Source organism: Stenotrophomonas hibiscicola ATCC 19867 (assembly GCF_000382065.1).
Lineage (GTDB): Bacteria > Pseudomonadota > Gammaproteobacteria > Xanthomonadales > Xanthomonadaceae > Stenotrophomonas > Stenotrophomonas hibiscicola.
This window is the reverse complement of record NZ_KB907500.1, coordinates 653561-675703: the sequence shown is the minus strand read 5'-3', so window position 1 is coordinate 675703 and position 22143 is coordinate 653561. Positions and strand designations below refer to the sequence as shown.

Sequence of the window (22143 nt, the reverse complement as noted above, 5' to 3'; positions counted from 1 at the left end):
ATGCGGCTCGAACTTGAAGGAGCCACATCATGCTGCAAACGGTGGAACAGGAAACCGGCGCCTCGCCGCAGTGGTCGGTGATCTGGCTGCACGGCCTTGGCGCCGACGGTCACGACTTCGCGCCGATCGTGCCGGAGCTGGTGCGTCCGCACTGGCCAGCGCTGCGCTTCGTGTTCCCGCATGCGCCGGTGCGGCCGATCACGATCAACAACGGCGTGCCGATGCGCGGCTGGTACGACATCGTCGGCATGGATTTCCGCTCGCGCGCCGACATGGCCGGCGTGCAGGACTCGGTACTGCAGCTGGATGCGCTGATCGCGCGTGAGATCGAGCGCGGCATCGCTCCGGAGAAGATCTTCCTGGCCGGTTTCTCGCAGGGTGGCGCGATCATCCTGACCGCCGCACTGTCACGCACGGCGCCACTGGCCGGCCTGATTGCACTGTCCACCTACCTGCCCGAGGCCGAGAGCGCCAAGCGCGCTGACGGTGCGGTGCAGGTGCCGGTGTTCATGGCCCATGGCAGCAGCGACCCGGTGATTCCGCAGGCGGTGGCCGTACACAGCGCGCAGGCCCTGCAGGCGATGGGCCTGGAGGTGGAGTGGCACAGCTATCCGATGGCCCACCAGGTCTGCGCCGAAGAAATCCAGGCGCTGGGTGACTGGTTGCAGGAACGCCTGGGCGCTGCCTGAGCCATGTCACCGGCCAGCGCCCCGCCGTGGATGCCGGAACTGTGCCGCCTGCCGCGGCTGGCGGCGATGCTCGGCCTGGCCGAGCTGGTGGTGGTGGTACTGGCGCTGGCGCCCGACGGTAGCCGTCACTGGACCTTCGGCGAACTGCTGTCGGCCAGCGGCTTCGCGTTGTGGCTTGCGCTGGCGGTGACCGCCAGCCTGTGCCTGCTGCGGCAGGCGCTGTCGAGGCTGCCGCAGGTGCTGGGGGCTGTGGCGGCCATCGCACTGGCGACACTGATCGCGGTGATCTGCGCCGGCATCGTGCATGCGCTGTACGCGGTGCTGGGCGACAACTTCGCCCGCGGCATCAGCTTCTGGCGCTTCACGCTGGGCAGCGCGGCCACCACCGCGCTGATCACCGCGCTGGCCCTGCGCTATTTCTACGTGAGTGACCGCTGGGCCGCGCAGGTGCAGGCCAACGCACGCGCACAGGCCGATGCGCTGCAGGCGCGGATCCGCCCCCATTTCCTGTTCAACAGCATGAACCTGATCGCCAGCCTGCTGCATCGCGATCCGGCGGTGGCCGAGCGTGCGGTGCTGGACCTGTCCGATCTGTTCCGTGCGGCGCTGGGGGCGGGCGAGGGCGATTCCACCCTGCGTGACGAATGCGAGCTGGCCGAGCGCTACCTGTCGATTGAATCACTGCGCCTGGGCGAGCGTCTGCAGGTGCGCTGGCAGCGCGATGAGCCGCTGCCCTGGAATCTTCCCCTGCCTCGCCTGGTACTGCAGCCGCTGGTGGAGAACGCCGTGCTGCATGGCATCTCGCGGCTGCCCGAGGGCGGCACCATCGAGCTGCAGCTGGTGCGCGAGGGCAACGAGCTGCAGATCCGCGTGCGCAACCCGGCGCCCGACCCGCAGGCGCCCGGACTGGCCCTGGCGCGCGGTGCCGGCCATGCCCAGCACAGCATCGGCCATCGGCTGGCCTGGCGTTTCGGCAGCGCCGCGCGGATGACGGCTGGCTGGAGCGAGGGCTACTATGCCTGCCAGGTGACAGTGCCGATCCAGTGAGGGAGCGATCGTGAGGGTAGTCATCGCCGATGACGAACCGCTGGCGCGCGAGCGCCTGCGCAGCCTGTTGTCCGCGCAGGACGGCGTGGTCGTGGTGGCCGAGGCCGGTAACGGCGAGCAGGCCCTGCACGCGTGCGCGGAGCTGCAGCCGGACCTGGTCCTGCTGGATATCGCCATGCCCGGGCTGGATGGCCTGGAAGCGGCCCGTCATCTGGCCAGCTTCGAACCCCGGCCGGCGGTGGTGTTCTGCACCGCCTACGATGCGCATGCGCTGTCGGCGTTCGAGGCTGCGGCGATCGACTATCTGATGAAACCAGTGCGCGCCGAACGCCTGGCGGCGGCGATTGCACGCGCACGCACGTTCCTGGCCGGCCGTGATGGCCAGCCGCAGGACCATCGTGGGCAACAGGCACGGAGCATGCTGTGCGCACGCCTGCGCGGCAGCCTGCGGCTGATCCCGCTGGACGACATCCACTACCTGCAGGCCGAAGAGAAGTACGTGGTGGTGCACCACGCACGTGGAGAAGACTTGATCGAAGAGTCACTGAAGTCGCTGGAAGAGGAGTTCGCCAGCCGCTTCATCCGCATCCATCGCAACTGCCTGGTGGCACGCCATGAGCTGGTGGAGCTGCGTCGTGGCACGGGCGGCCAGGTGCAGGCGATGCTGCGCCATGGCAAGCAACCGCTGGAAGTCAGCCGCCGCTGCGTGGCGACGCTGAAGCAGGAACTGCGGCATCTGTGAGGTTTCCGCGCGGCCTGCGGCCGCGACTGCTTTCAGATCAACAGCAACAGCAACAGCAACAGCAACGGCGGGTTGGTCGGCTCGTTGGTGCTACGTACTGGGTCGGGCCGAGGTGGGGTGGCGGGACACGCTGCAAGTACATCCCTGTAAGCTCGATGGCGCCTTGCTCGTGTGCGCTGTCCTGCGCACACGGCAAGACCGGGGTTGGGCGTCCTGCCCAACCCGCCCGAGGCATGCCTCGCGCCCATGGCGCCAACGGTCCCGCCACCCCACCCCGGCCCAACCCTCTCGTTTTTCCCGCGTCGGACGGCAAAGGCATTGTTGTTATCGGGTGGGGAAAGAGGGGTCAGATCCCTTTTCCTGCGGAAAAGGGATCTGACCCCGGAAGCCGTCGGCTGTTGCTTTTGCTTCTGCTTTTTTCTTTTGATCTTCCGTGGCTGACGCGCACGGAAGCTGTCAGAGGCCGGGCGGGGTGGGGGCGCGGGGGTGTCCGCGGCATGGATGCCGCGGCCAAGCCTCCACGGACGGATTCACGGCGTCCCCCGCGACCCCACCCCGCCCGGCCAAGCGCGGCTGTTGCTTTCACGACCCCTCCGCCAGCCACGAGGGGCTCCGCCGTTGGCCGTATCCGCGCCGGAGGCGCGATAATGACCGGATGGAAACCGTCCGCATCGCCACCCGCAAGAGCCCGCTCGCCCTCTGGCAGAGCGAACACGTCGCTGACCGCCTGCGCCAGGCCCATCCCGGCCTGCATGTGGAACTGGTGCCGATGAGCACCCGCGGTGACGAGGTGCTCGACCGCTCGCTGGCCGCGATCGGTGGCAAGGGCTTGTTCCTGAAGGAACTGGAGCTGGCCATGCTGCGCGGTGAGGCCGACTGCGCCGTGCATTCTTTGAAGGACGTGCCGATGGAACTGGACGAGCCGTTCGCGCTGCCGGCAATCCTGCCCCGACACGATCCGGCCGATGGCTTCGTCTCCAACCTGTACGCCTCGCTGGACGCGCTGCCGATCGGTGCGCGGGTCGGGACCTCGTCGCTGCGCCGCCAGGCGCAGCTGCGCGCGCTGCGCCCGGACCTGGAACTGCTCGACCTGCGCGGTAACGTCAACACCCGGCTGGCCAAGCTCGACAACGGCGGCTACGACGCCATCGTGCTGGCCGTGGCCGGCCTGGAGCGCCTGGGCCTGGGTGAGCGCATCGTCGCGCGCCTGCAACCGCCGCAGTGGTTGCCGGCCCCGGCGCAGGGCGCGGTGGCGGTGGAGTGCGATGGCGGCAATGCGCACCTGAGGGCGCTGTTCGGCCAGCTTGATGACGCGGCTACCCGTGCCTGCGTGGAAGCCGAGCGGGCAATGAACCGTGCGCTGCATGGCAGCTGCCATGTGCCGGTGGCGGCCATCGCGCAGTGGCAGGGCGACGACCTGCACCTGCAGGGGCTGGTTGGCAGCGCCAGCGATGGCCGTGCGGTGCGTGCCGAGGCGGTGGGCCCGGCCAATGCCCCGGAAGCGCTGGGCCAGCGCGTGGCGAACATGCTGCTGGACGATGGCGCCGGCGAACTGCTGAACGTCTGAGCCCCGATGTCTGTAGAGCCGAGCCATGCTCGGCTGCTCTTCGCCGGGAAAATCCCGGGCTTCGCGCTCAAGTCGAGCATGGCTCGACTCTACAAAAACGAAACGGGCGCCCTCGGCGCCCGTTCTGCTTATTTGAACTTGTAGACCACGTTCATCGTGGTCAGCGTATCGGTCTTGCGCTTGTCGACAGCGACGTCGCTGTTGTAACGCGCCTGCCAGCCGGCCTTCAGCGCCAAGTGCTCGTTCATGCTCACCGACACGCCGAAGTCGTTCTGGCCGAAGGTGTTGTACGAACCGGATTCGACCAGCAGCGTGTTGACCAGGTCGGTGTTGTCGGTCAGCGAGTACTTCATGTCGAACAGGCCGCGGCCGATCATGCCGGTGCGGGTGCGGTCGTCCTCGGTGCTGTGGGTGCGGCGCACACCGGGACCGATCTGCGCGTCGAACGAGAAGCGCTCGGTGTTCCACAGGCGGGTGCCGTAACCCAGGCCGAACGAGCTCTGGCGGTCGTAGGTGGCGAAGTCGTCGCGCTCGGTACGCACCGTGGCCGTCAGCTGGCGGTGCTCGCCCAGCTGCAGCGCGCTGCCGGCACTGCCGGTGTAGCGATTGGCCGTGGTGTTGTTGCGGCGGGTGGTGGTGCCGTCATCGCGGGTCTCGGTCACCTTGGAGCTGGAGCGCAGGCCGGCCAGGTCCATGCTGTGAACCCAGTCGCCGTCGGTGTAGCGAAGGCGCAGGCGGCCGTTGAAGCTCTCGGTGCTGCTGTTGCCGCGTGCCGAAGCGAAGCCGAGCTCGCCGCCACTGCCGCTCCACGGCGAAGACATCGCCGCCAGTTCGGAGGCATCCTGTGCGTACGCGAGCGGCGCGCACAGCAGCAGGGGGATCAGCAGGGACACGCGCAGGAACATCGGGACTACTCCGAAGCGGTTGACAGCCGGTGATGATACTGGAAGCGTGATGGCGGTCCGAATCGATCCAAACGCCCGCTTCAGCAGACGTTGCCGCGACCGCCCATTCAGGGCAGATCGACGCGCACCGCCGGGTCGTTGAAGCGCGAATAGCGCAGCCGCAGCTGGAAACTGCGGCCATTGCTGCGGCCGCTGCGCACGATCTGGCGTGGCAGGCCCTGGGTATCCACCCAGTACTCCAGGCGTTCGCCGGGCTGGCTGCCGCGCAGCCGGTAGTGACGGGTCTCGACCCCGTCCAGCGCCTGGCTGCCGAGGTCCTCGGCCTGCAGGTCGGCGGGCAGGGCGTCGGCCGGCAGCGGGTTGCGCCACTGCTCGAGCAGGCCGGGCGGGGCCGGCACCTGGCGGATCGCACCGTCGGCCTGCAGGAACAGGGTGTCGCCGATGATGGTCTGCGGACCGGCCGGCGTCTCCACCCGAAAGCGGTCGGGGGCGACGAAGTCCATGGCGCTGCGTACCCGCTGCGGCGCGCCCAGCACCTCCAGTTCGGCGTGGAAGCTGCGCAGGGCCGCAAAGCGTTGGCTGGCGCCCAGTACGACCTGGGCCGGATCGGCCGCGGGCACGGGGGCTTCGGTACTGGCCGGCGCCGGTGCGCGATCGCAGGCAGCCAGCAGCAGGCAGGCCAGCAGGGACAGGGCAGGCAACCGGCGCATCGGGCATTCCATGGGGTGGGGGCGACCACGATAGCCCAAACGTCCCACACAAGACCCGCGACTCGGACATAATCGGGGGCATGGACCGATACGAACGCATCACCGCCCTGCATCGTCTGCTCAAGTCCGCGCGCTATCCGGTGACGGTGGCGACCCTGCAGGACAAGCTCGGTTGTTCCCGTGCCACCGTCTACCGCGACCTGGCCTTCCTGCGCGATGCGCTGATGGCACCGATCGAGGGCGACGGCGAAGCAGGCTTCCGTTACCAGGCCGACGAGAGCGACCGCTTCGAACTGCCTGGCCTATGGCTCAGCTCGGAGGAGCTGCATGCCCTGCTGGCTTCGCAACACCTGCTGGCGCGCACCGGCGGTGGCGTGCTGTCTTCGGTGCTGGCGCCGCTGCAGCAGCGCATCGAGAGCCTGCTGGCGGCCCAGGCGGGCGTGTCCAGCTGGCCGGTGGACCGCGTGCGGGTGATTCCGCACCGTGGCCGCAAGTTCGACGAGGGCAGCTTCCGCAGCGTTGCCTCGGCCGTGCTGGAGCGTCGCCAGCTGGCGTTCGAGTACCGTGCCCGTTCCACCGACGAGCCGACCAAGCGTACCGTCTCGCCGCAGCGCCTGACCCATTATCGCGACAACTGGTACCTGGATGCCTGGGACCATGACCGCGAGGCGCTGCGCAGTTTCGCCGTGGACCGCATCCACAAGGCACGGGTGATCGACAGCACCGCCCGCGATGTCGCCGACAGCGAGCTGGACGAGCAGCTCGGCGCCAGCTATGGCATTTTTTCTGGTGCGCCGAAGGGCTGGGCGACCATCCTGTTCAGCGCCAAGGCCGCGCGCTGGGTGGCCGACGAGCACTGGCATTCCAAGCAGCAGGGCCGCTTCCTGGCCGATGGCCGCTACGAACTGAAGGTGCCGTACAGCGTCTCGCGCGAGCTGCTGATGGACGTGCTGCACTATGGTTCGGATGCCGAGATCATCGAGCCGGTGATGCTGCGCGAGCAGGCCAAGGCGCTGCTCGAGCTGGCCCTGAGCAACTACGAAAAATCCTGACACTCCCCCCGAGAACCCTTCCGCCCATGAAGAAGACCCTGTTGCTGCCCCTGCTCGCCGCTGCGCTGGCCCTGACCGCCTGCGGCACGTCCGGCGAGCCCTCGCAGAAGCTGGTGGTGGCCGCCACGGCCGTGCCGCATGCCGAGATCCTTGAAGTGGTCAAGCCGATCCTCAAGCAGGAAGGCGTGGACCTGGACGTGCGCGTGTTCAACGACTACGTGCAGCCCAACGACCAGCTGGTGCAGAAGCAGGTGGACGCCAACTACTTCCAGACCGAGCCGTACCTGGATGCCTACAACCGCGATCGCAAGACCGATCTGGTGAAGGTGATCGGCGTGCATATCGAGCCGTTCGGTGCCTATTCGCGCAAGGTCAAGTCGCTGGCCGAGCTGCGCGACGGTGCCGACGTGGTGATCCCGAACGACCCGAGCAACAACAGCCGCGCGCTGATCCTGCTGCACAAGGCCGGCGTGATCGAGCTGAAGGATCCGGCCAACGCGCTGTCGACCCTGCGTGACATCACCGCCAACCCGAAGAACCTGAAGTTCCGCGAACTCGACTCGGCGATGCTGCCGCGCGTGCTGGACCAGGTGGACCTGGCACTGATCAACACCAACTACGCGCTGGATGCCGGCCTCAACCCGACCAAGGACGCTCTGGCGATCGAGAGCAAGGATTCGCCTTACGTGAACTTCCTGGTCGCGCGCCCGGACAACAAGGACGACGCCCGTGTGCAGAAACTGGCCAAGGCCCTGACCAGTCCGCAGGTGAAGGCCTTCATCGAGACCAAGTACAAGGGCGCGGTGCTGCCGGCGTTCTGATTGCCGGCGCCAATGTCCCTGTAGAGCCGAGCCCATGCTCGGCTCTGCGTTTTTTGCGGCGCCCCACCAACGGCAGCCGAGCATGGCTCGGCTCTACAGTGTCACTCCACGTGTGCCGCAGCAGGGCAGGGCATTGCAGTTTCAATCCACGTGGAAGGCGAGGGTGGCGGCAACCGCCTGCTGCCATCCTGCATACAGCTTCTCGCGCCGGGACACCTCCATCTGTGGCTCGAAGCGCCGGTCCAGGCCCCACTGCGCCGCGATCTGTTCGCGGCTGGACCAGAACCCGACGGCCAGGCCGGCCAGATAGGCCGCACCGAGCGCGGTGGTTTCGGTCAACCGCGGCCGCAGCAGCGGCACACCGAGGATGTCTGCCTGGAAGCTGGCCAGGAAGTCGTTGCCGATCGCACCGCCATCGGCGCGCAGTTCGGTCAGCGCGATACCGGCATCGGACTGCATTGCATCGAGCACGTCGCGGGTCTGGTAGGCCATCGCTTCCAGCGCGGCGCGCACGAAATGCGCCTTGCGGGTACCGCGGGTCAGGCCGAACATCGCGCCGCGCACATCGCTGCGCCAATAGGGCGCGCCGAGGCCGACAAACGCCGGCACCAGGTAGGCGCCGCCACTGTCGGGTACCTGTGCGGCCAGCGCCTGGCTGTCGCTGGCGCGTTCGATCATGCGCAGTCCGTCGCGCAGCCACTGCACCACCGAGCCGGCGATGAAGATCGACCCCTCCAGCGCATACTCCACGCGCCCGTCCAGGCCCCAGGCGATGGTGGTCAGCAGCCCGTTGCGCGAGCGTACCGCCTGCGTGCCGGTGTGCATCAGCATGAAGCAACCGGTGCCGTAGGTGTTCTTGACCATGCCCGGCTGGAAGCAGGCCTGGCCGAACAGCGCCGCCTGCTGGTCACCGGCGATGCCGGCGATCGGGATCGGGTGGTCGAAGAAGAACTGCGGCCGGGTGTGTGCGTACACCGCACTGGAGTCGCGCACCTGCGGCAGCATCGCGCGCGGGATGTCCAGCAGCGCCAGCAGGTCTTCATCCCAGTCCAGCGTGTGGATGTTGAACAGCAGGGTGCGCGCGGCATTGCTGTAATCGGTCACGTGCGCCTGGCCACCGCTGAGGTTCCACACCAGCCAGCTGTCGATGGTGCCGAACAGGAGCTCGCCACGCTCGGCGCGCTGCTGCGCACCTTCCACGTGGTCAAGGATCCAGCGCACCTTGGTCGCGGAGAAATAGGCGTCGATCAGCAGGCCGGTCCGCTCGCGGACCAGCGCTTCATGCCCATCGGACTTCAGCCGCTCGCAGATGGCGTGGCTCTGCCGCGATTGCCAGACGATCGCGTTATGGATGGGCTGGCCGCTGGCGCGGTCCCAGACCACGGTGGTTTCGCGCTGGTTGGTGATGCCCAGCGCAGCGATATGGCGCGGATCGATCTGTTCGCGGCTGAGCAGTTCGGTCAGCGTGGCATAGACGCTGGTAAGGATCTCGCGCGGGTCATGCTCGACCCAGCCGGGCTTGGGGAAGATCTGTGCGAATTCGCGCTGTGCACTGCCGACGATGTCGCCGGCACGGTCGAACAGGATCGCGCGCGAACTGGTGGTGCCCTGGTCGATGGCCAGCACGTAGCGGGGCGTCATGCAGCGTCTCCGGTAGAGCGGTCGGGGTAAGGTACCTCAGCTTCCTGCAGAGCCGGGCCATGCTCGGCTGCGTTGTGCGGATGCAACCGAGCATGGCCCGGCTCTACACGCTGGCTTGCTCCATCCACGCCTGCAGCCGTGCCACCTGCGCCGCGTCCAGCCGCAACCCCAGCTTGCTCCGCCGCCACAGCACGTCCTCGGCATTCGAGGCCCATTCGTGCTCACGCAGGAAAGCGACTTCCCGCGCGTGCAGGCCGCCGCCAAAGTCCTCGCCAAGATCGTTCACACCCTGCAGGCCATGCAGCAGCTCCGCGCTGCGGCTGCCGTAGGCGTCGGCCCAGCGGCGTGCGATTTCCTCGGGCAACCACGGTGCCAGCAACTGCAGGCGCGAGCACGCCTGCGCGGCGTCGCCCCAGTCGCTGCCAGGCAGCGGGTCTCCGCCTGCCGTCCACGCCGGGCCCATCTGCGGCAGCGCCGGCCGCAGCAGCTCCAGCGCTTCCTCGGCCAGCACCCTGTAGGTGGTGAGCTTGCCTCCCAGCACGTGCAGCGCCGGTGCCGGGTGGGACTGCAACTGCAGGCGGTAATCACGGCTGAGTCGTGCCTCACGCGGATCGGGATCGGCCAGCAACGGGCGTACGCCAGCGAACCGCCAGGCCACCTCCTCCGCTGCGATGGGATCACGCAGGTAGCGATTGGCCGCATCACACAGGTACGTCACCTCCGCAGGGAGCACGCTGCAGCGCGCCGGGTCACCGCGATAGTCGGTGTCGGTGGTGCCGACCAGCAGGTGGTCGTGGGCGAAGGGCAGAAGGAACACCACGCGCCCATCGGGCTGCTGCAGCAGGCAGGCGCTGTCGCTGGGCCAGGGGCGGCGCAGCACGATGTGGCTGCCCTGCACCAGGCGCAGCGCGGGGCCATCGCCGCGCCCCTGCATCTGTTCCAGCAGGCCGCCGGCCCACGGACCAGCCGCATTGGCAACGGCGCGCGCAGTCACCGGGTGCGGCTGGCCATCGGCGGATTCCAGAACGGCCTGCCATCGGCCGTGAACGGGGCGCAGGTCGATGCAGCGGCTGCGGACCCGCACCTGTGCGCCGCGCTGCGCGGCATCCAGGGCGTTGAGCAGCACCAGCCGCGCGTCATCGACCTGCGCATCGGCGTAGCTGAAGCCGATGCGCAGCGAGGGGGAGAGCCAGCGACCCAGCGGATCGCGTTGCAGGTCCAGTGCGTGCGATGCGGGAAACGCAGGGCTGCGCCGGCCCAGATGGTCGTACAGCCACAGTCCCGCGCGCAGCATCCAGCGCGGGCGCAGGTGCGGTTCCCAGGGCAGGACGAAACGCAGAGGATGGACCAGGTGAGGGGCTTGCCGGCGTACCGTCTCACGCTCACCCAGCGCTTTGCGCACCAGGCCGAATTCGCCCTGTTCGAGGTAGCGAAGGCCGCCGTGGACCAGTTTGCTGCTGGCACTGGAGGTATGCGCGGCCAGGTCATGCTGTTCGCACAGCAGGACGCGCAGTCCGCGTCCGCTGGCATCACGGGCGATGCCGGCGCCGTTGATGCCGCCACCGATCACCAGCAGGTCGACTTCCTCCATCGCGCCTTCGCACCCTGTTTGTCTAGAGCCGAGCCCATGCTCGGCTGCTTTCCCGATAGTCGAGCATGGGCTCGACTCTACAAAAAGGCAGTCGAGCATGGGCTCGACTCTACATAAAAGCAGCCGAGCATGGGCTCGGCTCTACAGGTGGAACGCGGGTGACGGAAACGACGACGGGCCCAGAAGGGCCCGTCGCGTTACATCAGTGAAGCAGGTGCAGCCTGGATCAGAAGCGGGCGCCGATGCCGAAGCCGACGGTCCACGGATCCATCTTGGCTTCGCCGATCTTTTCGCCGCCAACCTTCACGTCCGGGCGGGCGCGCATGTAGCGGGCGTCGGCACGGGCGAACCAGGTGGAGTTGATGTTCATGTCCACGCCGACGGTACCGATCACGCCCTTGGCATCCTTGAAGCGGATGTCGGTGTCAGCGCCGTTGCCCAGCTTCTCGTTGCTGAAGCTCGACTGGTAGTAGCCCACGCCCACGAACGGGCGGAACACGTTGTCAGCCTGGCCGAAGTGGTACTGGCCGCTCAGCGCGACCGGCTGCTGCTCGACCGAGCCCAGGCGGGCGTTGTTCGGGCCCTTGAACTTGTTTTCGAACTTGTCGGCAGCGCCCCACAGTTCAACGGCCCAGTTGTCGTTGATGTAGTAGCTGAAGCTGACGGTCGGCGCCGGGCCGCCATCGGTCTTCTTCACGCCGGTGATCGGGTCGTTCTTCGGTTCCAGCAGCGAGATGCCGCCAACCACGGCAAAATGCTTGCCCGAGGCAGTGTCGGTGCTGCTGCTGTCCTGGGCGAAAGCGGCCGGTGCAAAGGCGGCGGAGGTCAGCAGGGCGAGACTGAGGATACGGATGGAGCGCATGGGGGTATCTCCTAATGTTTCTTGTTTTGGGCCCCCGGTTGCGGGGCGAGCACACCGTAGTCGCCCCAACATGAATCGAATCCGACGCACGTTAAAAAATAGTTTTCCTTGTTCAGCGACGGGTGCGGAATGCCTGTATTCATGGGGTTTTCGGCCCTCGCTGACATTCATGCAGTTGGAGAAGATGTGAGCGAAGCAACGCTGTGCATTGGCCTGCAAGCGCAGGTGAACGTGCAGTGCCGCGTGCTGCTGCTGGGCTCGATGCCAGGCGTGGCGTCGCTGCAGGAGCAGCGTTACTACGCGCATCCGCGCAACCGCTTCTGGCCGTTGATGGCCGATATCTGTGGCTTCAGTGCGGATCTGCCCTATGCAGCGCGGCTGCAGGCGTTGAACGCCGCAGGCATCGGCCTGTGGGATGTGATCGGCCGCTGTGAGCGCCGGGGCAGTCTGGATGCGGACATCGTGCGTGGCACGGAAGTGCCCAATGCACTGCCGGAACTGATCGCCGCGTTGCCCGAGCTGAAGCTGGTCGGCTGCAATGGCGCCGCGTCAGTGCAGGCATTCCAGCGTTGGGTGCTGCCCTGCCTGGAGACTCCGCCAAGGCTGCTGGCACTGCCGTCCACCAGCCCGGCCAACGCGGCCTGGTCGCTGCCGCGGCTGCGCCAGGCCTGGCAGCCGGTAGCCGACGCACTGGCGACATGAAGCGGACATCGTCCGGACAATACGCTACCGACTGGTCGCGGCCGCAACCCATGAGCAACAGCGTGTCCCGGCTGCGTGAGTACTGAAAACACCTGTAACGGTTGGCGCTGGCCCCCGCTGGCCGCACAATAGACGTTTCCCTACACCAGATTGCCGGAGTTATCCCCATGGCCGAAATCAAGGAAGCACTTGTCCCCGATATCGGTGACTACAGCGATATCCCGGTAATCGAGGTGCTTGTCGCCGTCGGCGACACGGTCAAGAAGGACCAGGGGCTGGTGACGCTGGAAAGCGACAAGGCGACCATGGAAGTGCCGTCCTCGGTGGCTGGCGTGGTCAAGGAGCTGAAGGTCAAGGTGGGCGACAGCCTGTCCGAAGGCAAGGTCGTGGCCCTGATCGAAGTGGCTGAAGGCGAAGCGGAAGCCGCCAAGCCGGCGGCTGCCGCGCCGGCGCCGGCCAAGGCCGCTGCCCCGGCTGCCGCTACCCAGAGCGCGCCGGCCCCGGCCGCAGCTGCCCCGGCTGCTCCGGCTGCCAGCGGTGGTGCCGTTGAAGCGCTGGTGCCGGACATCGGCGACTACGCCGGCATTCCGGTCATCGAAGTCCTGGTCGCCGTTGGCGACACGGTCAAGAAGGACCAGGGCCTGGTCACGCTGGAAAGCGACAAGGCCACCATGGAAGTGCCGTCCTCGGTGGCCGGTGTGGTCAAGGAGATCAAGGTCAAGGTCGGCGACAACCTGTCGCAGGGCGATGTGGTTGCGATCATCGAGGCCGAGGGCGCTGCCGCGCCGGCACCGACCAAGGCCGCCGCTGCCGCCGCGCCTGCAGCCGCTGAGACAGCCACCAAGGTCGAGCCGGTCGCCGTGCCGGCGCAGCCGGACAAGCTGGCGGCCCGCGAGATCGCCTCGGCCGGTACCCCGTCCAGCCCGCCGGTGCAGTTCAACGCTGATGGCGTGCTGCCGGCCAAGGTGCCGTATGCCACCCCGGCGGTGCGTGTGTTCGCCCGCGAACTGGGCGTGGACCTGCTGCAGATCAACGGCACCGAGAAGGGCGGCCGCATCACCAAGGCTGACGTGCAGAAGTTCGTCAAGGCCGCGCTCAGCGGTGGCGTGCCGGCTGCCGGCGGTGCTGCCGTCGCTGCCGGTGGTGGCCTGAACCTGCTGCCGTGGCCGAAGGTCGACTTCAGCAAGTTCGGCGAGACCGAAGTCCAGCCGCTGTCGCGCATCAAGAATATCTCCGGCGCGAACCTGGCCCGCAACTGGGCGATGATCCCGCACGTCACCCAGTTCGACCAGGCCGACATCACCGACCTGGAAGCGCTGCGCGTGGCGCTGAACAAGGAGAACGAGAAGGCCGGCATCAAGCTGACCATGCTTGCTTTCCTGATCAAGGCCAGCGCCGCAGCGCTGAAGAAGTTCCCGGAATTCAACGCCTCGCTCGATGCCAGCGGCGAAAACCTGACCCTGAAGAAATACTTCCACATCGGGTTTGCCGCCGACACGCCGAACGGCCTGGTCGTGCCGGTGATCCGCGACGTGGACAAGAAGGGCGTGGTGCAGATCGCGCAGGAAACCGGCGAACTGGCCAAGAAGGCGCGCGACGGCAAGCTCGGCCCGGCCGACATGAGCGGCGGCTGCTTCTCGATCAGCTCGCTGGGCGGCATCGGCGGCACCGCGTTCACCCCGATCGTCAATGCACCGGAAGTGGCCATCCTCGGTGTCTCCAAGTCGTCCATCCAGCCGGTCTGGAACGGCAAGGAGTTCGCGCCGAAGCTGATGCTGCCGCTGTCGCTGAGCTACGACCACCGCGTCATCGACGGCGCCCTGGCCGCACGCTTCACCACGTACCTGTCGCAGGTACTGGCCGACATGCGCCGCGTGCTGCTGTAAAGCACCGCTTCGCCCCCACCGTGCGGCCGCAGCCCCTGGCGCGGCCGCGTGAACAGATGCAGTGACAGCCCACCGGCCATGCCGGTCGGGCACGAGGAAAACCCACCATGGCCACGATTGAAGTCAAGGTTCCCGACATCGGCGATTACAGCGATGTGCCGGTGATCGAAGTGTTGGTCGCCGTCGGCGACACGGTGAAGAAGGATCAGGGTCTGGTGACCCTGGAATCGGACAAGGCCACCCTGGAAGTGCCGTCCTCGGCTGCCGGCGTGGTCAAGGAAATCAAGGTCAAGCTGGGCGACACCCTGTCCGAAGGCGCCGTGGTCGTGGTGCTGGACGCTGAAGGCGCCGCCGAAGCCCCGGCCAAGGCCGCTGCGCCGACTCCGGCTGCGGCCGCTCCGGCCAGCAAGCCGCCGGTGACCCCATCGCACCGCGCCCCGGCTGAACCGGCTGCGCCGAAGCCGGCGCTGTCCAGCGGCAAGCCGGCCGACATCGAATGCGAAATGGTCGTGCTGGGCTCCGGCCCGGGCGGCTACACCGCCGCCTTCCGCGCCGCCGACGTCGGCCTGGATACGGTGCTGGTCGAGCGCTACGCCAGCCTCGGCGGCGTCTGCCTCAACGTCGGTTGCATTCCGTCCAAGGCGCTGCTGCACGCCGCTGCGGTAATCGACGAAGTGGCCCATGCCGGTGATTTCGGCGTCGAGTTCGGCAAGCCGACCATCACCTTGGACAAGCTGCGCCAGTACAAGGAAAAGGTCGTCAACCAGCTGACCAAGGGCCTGGCCGGCATGGCCAAGCAGCGCAAGGTCCGCAACGTGCAGGGCGTCGGCAGGTTCATCTCGGCCAACGAGATGGAGATCACCGCCGCTGACGGCAGCACCCAGTTGCTGCGCTTCCAGAAGTGCATCATCGCTGCCGGTTCGCAGGCGGTGAAGCTGCCGAACTTCCCGTGGGACGACGCGCGCGTGATGGACTCCACCGATGCGCTGGAGCTGGCCGAAGTGCCGGGCTCGCTGCTGGTCGTCGGCGGCGGCATCATCGGCCTGGAAATGGCCACCGTGTACAGCGCGCTGGGCAGCAAGGTCACTGTGGTCGAGTTCATGGACCAGCTGATGCCGGGCGCCGACAAGGACCTGGTCAAGCCGCTGGCCGATCGCCTGAAGAAGCAGGGCATCGAAGTCCACCTGAAGACCAAGGCCTCGGGCGTCACCGCCGATGCCAAGGGCATCACCGTGACCTTTGAAGCTGCCGAGGAAGGCCAGGCGCCTGCGCTGGCGCAGGGCACCTTCGACCGCGTGCTGGTGGCCGTCGGGCGTTCGCCGAACGGCAAGAAGATCGATGCCGAGAAGGCCGGCGTGCAGGTCACCGAGCGTGGCTTCATCCCGGTGGATCGCCAGATGCGCACCAACGTGCCGCACATCTTTGCCATCGGCGACATCGTCGGCAACCCGATGCTGGCCCACAAGGCCACGCACGAAGGCAAGCTGGCCGCCGAAGTGGCTGCCGGCCACAAGAAGGAGTGGGTGGCCCGTGTGATTCCGTCGGTGGCCTACACCAACCCGGAAATCGCCTGGGTCGGCGTGACCGAGACCGAAGCCAAGGCCAAGGGCCTGAAGGTCGGCGTGGCCAAGTTCCCGTGGGCTGCCAGTGGCCGCGCGATCGGCATCGGCCGTACCGAGGGCTTCACCAAGCTGATCTTCGACGAAGAGACCCACCGCATCATCGGTGGTGCGATCGTCGGCGTGCATGCCGGTGACCTGCTGGCCGAGATCGGCCTGGCGATCGAGATGGGTGCCGAAGCCGAAGACATCGGCCACACCATCCATGCGCACCCGACACTGAGCGAATCGGTGGCAATGGCCTCGGAAATCTACGACGGCACGATCACCGATCTGTACATGCCGAAGAAGAAGTAAGGCGCCTGCGCCGTTCCAAATGAAAAGCCCCGGCATTTGCCGGGGTTTTTTTGTTGAGCCTCGATCACTCTCATTGCGAGCGTTCGGGCCGCAGCGCGGGTGGCAGGCATTTGGACAAATGTCCCCCGTCGCCCGCCTGTGGCGGTCGCCTCCTCCTTTACTTTGTCCAAACGCCTGCCACCCACGCAGCGGCTCGGCTTGCGGATAGTAAGAGCCAGTGCCAAAGCCGCCCGGATGCCTGACACGCGGGGGGAGAGGGCTTGCGTGCGAAGTAAAGGAGGAGGTGACGGCCGCAGGCCGGCGCCGGGGGACATTCGCTCGCAAGCCCCTCTCCCCCCGCGCTCGACCAACCCGCTTCTGCTTGACCGTGCAAACAAAAAAGCGCGGCCCCGATGTTCCGGAGGCCGCGCCAGGAGAGAGAATGCCGTGGAAGGGGCGGGTGTCAGAACACGAAGCTGATACCGGCCACCGGGCCCTTGAATTCCTGCTTCAGGCCGATGGTGCCATCGCTGCCCTTCTTGTCCGCATCAAGCTTGAACCAGTCGTAGCCGGCGAACACGCCGAAGTTCCTGGTGAAGCGGTAGTCGACGATGGCGTTGGCGCGGCTCAGGTCGCCCTTGTAGTCATCGAAGCTGCCCCAGCGCGTGTTGAGGTACTGGCCCTGCAGGGTGATCATCCACTTCTCGGACGGGGTAAAGCTCAAGCGTGCACCGACCACCGGCGCCACGCCGTCGGTTTTCTCGTTGAGGAACTGGCCTTCATAGACAGTGCCCAGATCGGCGTAGGCCTTGGTGCTGACCTTGGCGTACTCGGCACCCAGCTGCAGGCCGAGGTCGAAGGTGTCGGTGTCCACCACCGAGTAGTCATAGACCAGGCTGGCCACCTGGTACTTCAGTTCGCCCTTGACGAAGCTGCCGGACGGCACGCTGACGTCACCGAAGGAGATGTCCTGGCCGAGGGTCTCGCGGCGGTCCTTGTCGTACTTGAAGTAGTTGAACAGCAGGCGCTGGCGGTTGCTGATGCGGAACATGCCGTCAATGCGCGGCTCCCACTCCTTGCCACCCAGCTTGAAGTCCTCGGAGAAACCGATGTCCTGGCCGGCCACGTTGGTGTTGCCGCGGAGGGTGTTGTCCGAGTCGATGTTCATCGCACCCAGGCGCAGGGCAAAACGGTCGTCGCCTTCGGCGGCGTGGGCGGCATTGGCGAACGAGGCGCCGGCAGCGAGCAGGGAGAGGGCGAGCAGGGTGGGTACGGGGCGCATCGAAGAGTCCTTGCAGTGGTTCATCAGAATGAAGACCACTGTGCGGGACAGGCCCGTCCACCATCCGTGAACGTATGGTCCACGGCGTGTGCACGGTTCAGCGCTGTCACGACGATGCAAAAAGATGGCCCCGGAGACGGGCTTCGGGGCCATCGTGGGACCTGCGGGGTGGAGCCGACGAGGATGCTGCAGGCAGGTCGAGTAATCGGACCGGCGCATCCGGTGAAAGTTCCGTCGACTGCGACCAAAGTTCAATACTGCGGTGCAACATCGTGCGGACGTCATTGTCCCCCCGGTGGTACGCAAAAATGTAACCGTTACCGCAACTTGCGCCTTCCCGGGATGAACAGGCAGCGGTTGTCTCGCAAATTGTCCCATTGCTATAATTTGGCGGCTCGATGAGGCCCCCCCTGCTGTAGCCGCCTCAACCCTCCACATGCAACCACGCGGGACGTCCTGTGCTGAACTCCGTTGACGCGGGTCGGCGACTGATGCTGCGCGCCGCGGTCTACCCGCTGGCCGCGGTCGCTGTCCTGGCCCTGGCCTTCCTGCTGGTGGGTCCGAAATATGCCTTCGGCGCGCTGGCGTCTGGTGTGGCCATTTCGGCCGGTGGCTGGGTTGCAGCACGGATGGCGCTGGGCGGAGGTGCGGTGGCCGCAGGATCGGCGATGGCTCGCCTGATCATTGCGATCGTGGCCAAGTGGGTCGTGGTTTTCGGCGTCCTGCTGGTGGGGTTCCTGGTCTTCAAGCTGCCTGCGTTGGCGCTGTTGGCCGGTATCGCCGTCGGCTTGATGTTCCAGGTCCTGGCCATGGCCAGGCGTTGACAGAATTCAATTAACTGAAGGTTCCGGACACATGGCGGGCGAGGCTCTAACCCCTACCAGCTACATCCAGCATCACCTGCACAACCTGACCGCGCCGGTCGGCAAGGGTGAGGGTATGTTCTGGCATATCCACGTCGATACCTTCCTCACCGCCGTCCTGATGGGCCTGGTGATCGTGGTCGCGTTCTGGCTGGGGACCCGCAAGGCCACCGCCGGCGTGCCGGGCAAGTGGCAGGCCTTCGTCGAGATCTGCCTGGAGTTCGTCGACCGCCAGGCCAAGGACACCTACCACGGCAAGAGCAAGCTGGTCACGCCGATCGCCATCACGATCTTCTTCTGGATTCTGCTGATGAATCTGCTGAAGATGATCCCGGCCGATTTCATCGCCAAGCCGCTGGAATGGGCGGGCGTGCACTACTGGAAGCCGGTCCCGACCGCTGACGTCAACGCCACCCTGGGCATGGCCATCAGCGTGTTCTTCCTGATGCTGTTCTTCGCGCTCAAGTCCAAGGGCCTGGGCGGCTTCATCAAGGAATTCCTGACGGCGCCGTTCGGCAAGTGGATGATGCCGTTCAACCTGATCCTCAACATCGTCGAGTGGCTGAGCAAGCCGATCTCGCTGGCGATGCGACTGTTCGGCAACATGTTCGGCGGCGAAATCGTGTTCCTGCTGATCTGGGTGCTGGGTGGTGCCGGTTTCTTCGGTGCCATTGCCGGTGGTGTGTTCGGCCTTGGCTGGATGCTGTTCCACCTGCTGGTGATCCCGCTGCAGGCCTTCATCTTCATGATGCTGTCGATCGTGTACCTGAGCCTGTCGGAAGACGCTCACTGAGTTTCAAGCTTCAACGCGTTTCAACCTTCATCCGTTTCATCACCCTTAGCAACTTAAGTTCCTGGAGATAACCATGTACTTCGCCGTCCTGACCAACTTCGCGCAGATTCAGAGCTCCACCGCCCTTGCCGTCGGCATCATGATCGGCCTGGCCGCGCTGGGCGCCGGTCTGGGTCTGGCCATCATGGCTGGTAAGTTCCTGGAGTCGGCCGCCCGCCAGCCGGAACTGATCCCGGTCCTGCAGGTCCGCATGTTCATCACCGCCGGCCTGATCGACGCCGCGTTCATCATCTCGGTCGCCGTTGGCCTGCTGCTGGCCTTCGCCAACCCGCTGTCGGCTGCCTTCGCTGGCGCCGTCACCAAGGCTCTGGCCGGCTGATACAGCGGTTTGAGACGACCGGGTGCTGATGCACCCGGTTTCGGATGAAGGCCGGATGTGCCGCTTCGGCGGCGCGTCCACCCTGAAACCAGCGATCGAGCTAACCATGAATATCAATTTCACCCTTCTTGCGCAGGCGCTGGCCTTCGCTGGTCTGATCTGGATCATCGCGACCAAGATCTGGCCGCCGCTGATGAACGCGATCGAGGAGCGCCAGCAGAAGATTGCTGAGGGCCTCGCTGCTGCCGACCGCAGCCAGAAAGATCTGGCCCAGGCGCAGGAGAAGGTCAACGAAGCGCTGAAGGAAGCCCGCACCAAGGCCAACGAGATCATCGATCAGGCCCACGCGCGTGCCAACCAGATCGTTGATGCTGCCCGTAACGAAGCGATCACCGAAGCCACCCGTCAGAAGGAACTGGCCCAGGCTGAAATCGACGCCGCCGCCAACCGTGCCCGTGAAGACCTGCGCAAGCAGGTGTCCGCGCTGGCCGTGACCGGTGCCGAAAAGCTGCTCAAGCGCGAAATCGACGCCAACGCCCACAAGGCGCTGCTCGACGAGCTGGCCTCGGAGATCTAAGGATGAGCCAGGCCCTCACGCTTGCCCGCCCGTACGCCCGCGCCGCGTTCGCGACCGCGCGCGACGAAGGCGCGTTCGCGCCGTGGTCGGACGCCCTGGCGTTCTCCGCCCACGTCGCCGCCGACCCGCGCGTGGCGGCCCTGCTCGCCAACCCGGAGCTGGGTCGTGACGACGCCGTCGCCCTGCTGGCGCCGGTGTCGCACGGCGAGACCTACTCGCGCTTCCTGGCCGTCCTGGCCGAGTCGCACCGTCTGCCGCTGCTGCCGGAAATCGCCGGCATGTTCGACGCCCTGCGCGCCGAAGCCGAGCACGTGGTCAAGGCCACCGTCACCTCGGCCGCCGAACTGTCGGCCGCTGAGCTGGATGCGATCAAGGTCGCGCTGCGCAAGCGCTTCAACCGCGAGGTCGACGTGACCACCGCGGTCGATGCCTCGCTGATCGGCGGCGCCGTGATCGACGCCGGCGACGTGGTCATCGATGGTTCGCTGAAGGGCAAGCTGGCCCGTCTGCAGACCGCGCTCGCTAACTGAATTCATTTAACGTCCGGCCCCGCTGCCGGCACTAGGACTTGACGATGGCAACCACGCTCAACCCCTCCGAAATCAGCGAACTGATCAAGAACCGCATCGAGAAGGTCAAGCTGGCCGCGGAATCGCGCAACGAAGGCACCGTGACCAGCGTGTCCGACGGCATCGTGCGCATCTTCGGTCTGGCCGACGTGATGCAGGGCGAAATGATCGAACTGCCGAACAACACCTTCGCACTGGCCCTGAACCTGGAGCGCGACTCGGTCGGCGCCGTGGTCCTGGGTGACTACGAGCACCTGCGCGAAGGCGACGTCGCCAAGACCACCGGTCGCATCCTGGAAGTGCCGGTCGGTCCGGAACTGCTGGGCCGCGTCGTGAACGCGCTGGGCGAGCCGATCGACGGCAAGGGCCCGCTGGGCACCGACCTGACCGCTCCGGTGGAGCGCGTTGCTCCGGGCGTGATCTGGCGCAAGTCGGTCGACCAGCCGGTGCAGACCGGTTACAAGTCGGTCGACTCGATGATCCCGATCGGCCGTGGCCAGCGCGAGCTGATCATCGGTGACCGCCAGACCGGCAAGACCGCCATGGCGATCGATGCGGTGATCAACCAGAAGGGCACCGGCATCAAGTGCGTGTACGTTGCGATCGGCCAGAAGGCGTCGACCATCGCCAACATCGTGCGCAAGCTGGAAGAGAACGGCGCGCTGGCCCACACCATCGTGGTGGCCGCGACCGCTTCCGAATCGGCTGCCATGCAGTACATCAGCGCCTACTCGGGCTGCACCATGGGTGAGTACTTCATGGACCGCGGTGAAGACGCGCTGATCGTGTACGACGATCTGTCCAAGCAGGCCGTCGCCTACCGCCAGATCTCGCTGCTGCTGAAGCGTCCGCCGGGCCGTGAAGCCTACCCGGGTGACGTGTTCTACCTGCACTCCCGTCTGCTCGAGCGCGCTGCCCGCGTGTCCGAGGAGTACGTCGAGAAGTTCACCGAAGGCAAGGTCACCGGCAAGACCGGTTCGCTGACCGCGCTGCCGATCATCGAAACCCAGGCCGGCGACGTGTCCGCGTTCGTTCCGACCAACGTGATCTCGATCACCGACGGCCAGATCTTCCTGGAAACCGACCTGTTCAACGCCGGCATCCGCCCGGCCGTGAACGCCGGTATCTCGGTATCGCGCGTCGGTGGCTCGGCCCAGACCAAGATCATCAAGAAGCTGTCGGGCGGTATCCGTATCTCGCTGGCCCAGTACCGTGAGCTGGCTGCCTTCGCGCAGTTCGCCTCGGACCTGGACGAAGCGACCCGCAAGCAGCTGGAGCGTGGCCAGCGCGTCACCGAGCTGATGAAGCAGAAGCAGTACGCGCCGATGTCGATCGCCAACCAGGCGCTGTCGATCTACGCCGTCAACGAGGGTTACCTGGACGACGTGCCGGTCAACAAGCTGCTGGCGTTCGAAGAAGGCCTGCACGCCCACTTCGCCAACACCCAGGGCGAGCTGATCAGCAAGGTCAACGCCACCGGCGGTTGGGACAACGACATCGAAGGTGCCTTCAAGAAGGGCATCGCCGAGTTCAAGACCACCGGCAGCTGGTAATCGCGGTCCTGTAGAGC

21 protein-coding genes are annotated in these 22143 nt (G+C 66.4%); 15 read left to right on the top strand and 6 right to left on the bottom strand.

Annotation, left to right across the window (positions count from 1 at the left end; genetic code table 11):
* Positions 1-29: 29 nt before the first annotated feature.
* From G370_RS0111610 to hemC, 4 genes are all read left to right on the top strand, one after another.
* Positions 30-689, top strand: a complete 660-nt coding sequence (locus G370_RS0111610) for an alpha/beta hydrolase (protein ID WP_019660747.1) — start codon at positions 30-32, stop codon at positions 687-689.
* 3 nt (positions 690-692) lie between these two features.
* On the top strand, positions 693-1736 hold the full coding sequence (locus G370_RS0111605) for a sensor histidine kinase (protein ID WP_019660746.1): 1044 nt from the start codon (positions 693-695) through the stop codon (positions 1734-1736).
* Positions 1737-1746: 10 nt separating this feature from the next.
* Positions 1747-2478, top strand: coding sequence for a LytR/AlgR family response regulator transcription factor (locus G370_RS0111600; RefSeq protein WP_019660745.1), 732 nt, complete (start codon positions 1747-1749; stop codon positions 2476-2478).
* A 655-nt stretch (positions 2479-3133) separates the two neighbouring features.
* Positions 3134-4045: a hydroxymethylbilane synthase gene (gene hemC, locus G370_RS0111595; RefSeq protein ID WP_019660744.1), complete on the top strand. Its 912-nt coding sequence runs from the start codon at positions 3134-3136 to the stop codon at positions 4043-4045.
* Between the two features lie 128 nt (positions 4046-4173).
* On the opposite strand, the gene G370_RS0111590 is transcribed toward hemC, so the two are convergent.
* Together G370_RS0111590 and G370_RS0111585 are read right to left on the bottom strand one after the other, a co-directional pair.
* Complete coding sequence (locus G370_RS0111590) at positions 4174-4950, bottom strand: DUF481 domain-containing protein (protein ID WP_019660743.1); 777 nt, start codon at positions 4948-4950, stop codon at positions 4174-4176.
* 107 nt (positions 4951-5057) lie between these two features.
* Positions 5058-5660 (bottom strand): LolA-like protein, encoded by a 603-nt coding sequence (locus G370_RS0111585; protein ID WP_019660742.1) that lies wholly within the window; start codon positions 5658-5660, stop codon positions 5058-5060.
* A gap of 80 nt (positions 5661-5740) precedes the next feature.
* On the opposite strand from G370_RS0111585, the gene G370_RS0111580 reads away from it, so the two are divergent.
* Both G370_RS0111580 and G370_RS0111575 read left to right on the top strand, forming a co-directional pair.
* Positions 5741-6712, top strand: a complete 972-nt coding sequence (locus G370_RS0111580; RefSeq protein ID WP_019660741.1) for a helix-turn-helix transcriptional regulator — start codon at positions 5741-5743, stop codon at positions 6710-6712.
* 26 nt (positions 6713-6738) lie between these two features.
* The gene (locus G370_RS0111575) at positions 6739-7533 is read left to right on the top strand and encodes a MetQ/NlpA family ABC transporter substrate-binding protein (protein WP_019660740.1); all 795 of its coding nucleotides are present in this window, start codon (positions 6739-6741) and stop codon (positions 7531-7533) included.
* Positions 7534-7674: 141 nt separating this feature from the next.
* Here the strand turns inward: G370_RS0111575 and glpK are convergent, their stop codons facing one another.
* The 3 genes from glpK to G370_RS0111560 form a co-directional block, all read right to left on the bottom strand.
* A complete protein-coding gene (gene glpK, locus G370_RS0111570) occupies positions 7675-9174 on the bottom strand; it encodes a glycerol kinase GlpK (protein ID WP_019660739.1) in 1500 nt (499 codons plus the stop codon).
* A 103-nt stretch (positions 9175-9277) separates the two neighbouring features.
* A complete protein-coding gene (glpD, locus tag G370_RS0111565) occupies positions 9278-10765 on the bottom strand; it encodes a glycerol-3-phosphate dehydrogenase (RefSeq protein ID WP_019660738.1) in 1488 nt (495 codons plus the stop codon).
* A 226-nt stretch (positions 10766-10991) separates the two neighbouring features.
* Positions 10992-11627: an OmpW/AlkL family protein gene (locus G370_RS0111560; RefSeq protein WP_019660737.1), complete on the bottom strand. Its 636-nt coding sequence runs from the start codon at positions 11625-11627 to the stop codon at positions 10992-10994.
* Positions 11628-11813: 186 nt separating this feature from the next.
* Between G370_RS0111560 and G370_RS0111555 the strand changes: the two genes are divergently transcribed.
* The 3 genes from G370_RS0111555 to lpdA all read left to right on the top strand — a co-directional run bounded on the left by G370_RS0111555 (position 11814) and on the right by lpdA (position 16131).
* Positions 11814-12329 carry a DNA-deoxyinosine glycosylase gene (locus tag G370_RS0111555; protein ID WP_019660736.1) on the top strand — a complete coding sequence of 172 codons (516 nt, stop codon included), beginning with the start codon at positions 11814-11816 and terminating at the stop codon, positions 12327-12329.
* 167 nt (positions 12330-12496) lie between these two features.
* Positions 12497-14215, top strand: a complete 1719-nt coding sequence (gene aceF, locus G370_RS0111550) for a dihydrolipoyllysine-residue acetyltransferase (RefSeq protein WP_019660735.1) — start codon at positions 12497-12499, stop codon at positions 14213-14215.
* A gap of 107 nt (positions 14216-14322) precedes the next feature.
* On the top strand, positions 14323-16131 hold the full coding sequence (gene lpdA / locus G370_RS0111545) for a dihydrolipoyl dehydrogenase (RefSeq protein ID WP_019660734.1): 1809 nt from the start codon (positions 14323-14325) through the stop codon (positions 16129-16131).
* Between the two features lie 442 nt (positions 16132-16573).
* Here the strand turns inward: lpdA and G370_RS0111540 are convergent, their stop codons facing one another.
* Positions 16574-17392, bottom strand: coding sequence for a hypothetical protein (locus G370_RS0111540; RefSeq protein WP_019660733.1), 819 nt, complete (start codon positions 17390-17392; stop codon positions 16574-16576).
* Positions 17393-17850: 458 nt separating this feature from the next.
* Here G370_RS0111540 and G370_RS0111535 point away from each other — a divergent pair, with 458 nt between their 5' ends.
* The 6 genes from G370_RS0111535 to atpA all read left to right on the top strand — a co-directional run bounded on the left by G370_RS0111535 (position 17851) and on the right by atpA (position 22126).
* Positions 17851-18216 carry a hypothetical protein gene (locus G370_RS0111535; RefSeq protein WP_026347098.1) on the top strand — a complete coding sequence of 122 codons (366 nt, stop codon included), beginning with the start codon at positions 17851-17853 and terminating at the stop codon, positions 18214-18216.
* A 31-nt stretch (positions 18217-18247) separates the two neighbouring features.
* The gene (atpB, locus tag G370_RS0111530) at positions 18248-19048 is read left to right on the top strand and encodes a F0F1 ATP synthase subunit A (protein ID WP_005411134.1); all 801 of its coding nucleotides are present in this window, start codon (positions 18248-18250) and stop codon (positions 19046-19048) included.
* A 73-nt stretch (positions 19049-19121) separates the two neighbouring features.
* Entirely contained in the window at positions 19122-19427 is a 306-nt protein-coding gene (atpE, locus tag G370_RS0111525) for a F0F1 ATP synthase subunit C (protein ID WP_005411133.1), read from the top strand.
* A gap of 106 nt (positions 19428-19533) precedes the next feature.
* Entirely contained in the window at positions 19534-20004 is a 471-nt protein-coding gene (locus G370_RS0111520; protein WP_005419512.1) for a F0F1 ATP synthase subunit B, read from the top strand.
* A gap of 2 nt (positions 20005-20006) precedes the next feature.
* Entirely contained in the window at positions 20007-20534 is a 528-nt protein-coding gene (locus tag G370_RS0111515) for a F0F1 ATP synthase subunit delta (protein WP_019660730.1), read from the top strand.
* Between the two features lie 44 nt (positions 20535-20578).
* Entirely contained in the window at positions 20579-22126 is a 1548-nt protein-coding gene (gene atpA, locus G370_RS0111510; protein ID WP_005419511.1) for a F0F1 ATP synthase subunit alpha, read from the top strand.
* The last annotated feature ends 17 nt before the right edge of the window (positions 22127-22143 follow it).